The sequence below is a fragment of the Rubritalea sp. genome (genome assembly GCF_039830215.1).
In the GTDB taxonomy this organism is placed as follows: domain Bacteria; phylum Verrucomicrobiota; class Verrucomicrobiia; order Verrucomicrobiales; family Akkermansiaceae; genus Rubritalea.
Window position 1 is genome coordinate 1 of record NZ_JBDOPO010000155.1, and the last position, 1895, is coordinate 1895.

Genomic DNA, 1895 nt, shown 5'->3' on the forward strand with positions numbered 1-1895 from the left:
TGTGCATCTGGGGCTTTCCAGTCGAGCACCTTATCCCACTTCTTCTGCCACTTGAGGTCTTTGGCTTCGCGCGCCCAGAAGAGGTGTGGCTTTTCGATAGATTCTTTGTGCATGCGCTTGTATTGCGCCATGCTAGAGACTCGGGCTTGCTTAGAGAATTCTTTGGAGGGTTTGATCTCCGTGTTTTCGTCGATTATGAGAGTGTTCTTTTTACTCATTAGATTTTTGGGTCACTGGGTGAATAAGAGTGATTTCTGGTGCAAAAGCTAGCAGTCATGCTGAGTTGATGACAATAATGAATTCACATATTTTATACGATCGTATGGGAAATGTAACGATTCCAACTGCCATTACGGCATTAATGTCTAAAAAGGAAAAAGCCCACTCGTATTTGAGTGGGCTCAGCTGAAATAGCTCATGCTGCAGAGCTTTCTTAGCTACGCTTCCTAAATGTTTTCTTCTTAGGAAGAGCGGCCTTCAGTGGACGTCGACGGGCCGTTTTCTTTTTTGTCGTAGCGATAGGTCGGGCCTTGAGAGTCGCTTTGGTTCGGTATGCTTTGTCCGTTTTAGGATTGCGCTGGAGTAGATCGAGGTCATGTGCGTCGAGCTCAGAGAATCTACCCGGCAGTAGACCGTCACCAGTGACGTGGCCGATACGAATGCGGACGAGTTTGACCACATTGAGGTGCGCAGCCTTACACATCATACGGATTTGGCGCTTGAGGCCAGTTTCTAGAATGATGAGGAAACGGCGTGGTGAGAGGCGTTTGACTGCCTTGGCGTGAGCTTTGGCTTCACCAGTCCAGATTCCTTTGAGAAATTGGTCGAGCACTTCGTTACTGAAGGCTTGGTTGACAGTCACGAGGTATTCCTTCTCGATCTTCTTTTTCGGGTGAGAGAGTTCTTGAGCGAGATCGCCATCGTTGGTCATGACAAGCAGACCTTCAGAGTCTTGGTCGAGTCGGCCAACGTGGTTGAGGTGACGCATGTTTGGCGGGAGAAGTTCGTAGATTGTCTCGCGCTGTAGTTCGTCATCTTTGGTGCAGATAAGGCCTTTTGGCTTATTCAGCAAGATGGTTGTGGTATCGCGTGGAATCACACGCGATCTACCAATTTTGACAAAGTCGTCTTCGGTGACAGTGGTGGAAAGGTCAGTGCAGACTTTGCCGTTGACGACAACGCCACCCTTTTTGATGAGGTCGTCGCATTTGCGGCGTGAGCCAATCCCGCAGGATGCGAGGTATTTGTTGAGGCGGATGCCTTGTTCTTGTTCTTGGTCTGACATGATTACTTTCCTTAATGTTATTGTGCCAGTGCTAGCACAAAGTCTATGGACAAGAATACCCGCAGGGTGAAGTGAACACCAAGCGGGTATTTAAAGGTTCTACAAAAGAAAGATTACGAAGTAACCTTTGTTTTAGGAAGACCGATTGGGGACTTGCCCTCTTCCCACTTACCAGAATCTTGGAGTGCTTTTACGCGCTCGAAACGCTTCATTACTGAACGCTTACCTGCTGCGCTACCTTTTGCTTTGAGACTTGAATGCTTAGACATAATAAAAATTGTTCTTGGTTGTGAGGGCGCAAGCTAGGAGCAAGTTCAGGAATTTGCAACTGGAAATTCATCTTTTTCACCGATTTGCCGAGTAAGTCGTTAAGATAGCGTGGAATGGCTAGTTTTAGTGAGGTTTTAGCAAGATTTTTTAGCGATGATGCTCATGCCGTCAGTAATGCTGTATCCATAACCGTAGCCCCAGCCGCCATCGCCCATTTTCTGGTGGTTGTGTTTCCATAGGCCAGAGGTGACGGGAGTGATGGATAGGATTTCATAGCCATCTTCGATCAGCTGTTCCACGTTACTTGCCACATCTTCGGTGATTTTTCACCGTATCAGTG

At 47.5% G+C, this 1895-nt stretch carries 4 protein-coding genes; all 4 read right to left on the reverse strand.

Features of this window, described 5'->3' with window-relative positions; all coding sequences use genetic code 11:
• Nucleotides 1–218, reverse strand: a 218-nt coding sequence (locus ABGY95_RS05100) for an acetyl-coenzyme A synthetase N-terminal domain-containing protein (RefSeq protein WP_347440619.1), incomplete at its 3' end; no start/stop codon positions are given.
• 215 nt (nt 219–433) lie between these two features.
• Entirely contained in the window at nt 434–1285 is an 852-nt protein-coding gene (locus ABGY95_RS05105; protein ID WP_347440620.1) for a pseudouridine synthase, read from the reverse strand.
• Nucleotides 1286–1398: 113 nt separating this feature from the next.
• The gene (locus ABGY95_RS05110; protein ID WP_347440621.1) at nt 1399–1554 is read right to left on the reverse strand and encodes a small basic protein; all 156 of its coding nucleotides are present in this window, start codon (nt 1552–1554) and stop codon (nt 1399–1401) included.
• 135 nt (nt 1555–1689) lie between these two features.
• Nucleotides 1690–1866, reverse strand: a complete 177-nt coding sequence (locus ABGY95_RS05115; protein ID WP_347440622.1) for a hypothetical protein — start codon at nt 1864–1866, stop codon at nt 1690–1692.
• Nucleotides 1867–1895: the final 29 nt, after the last annotated feature.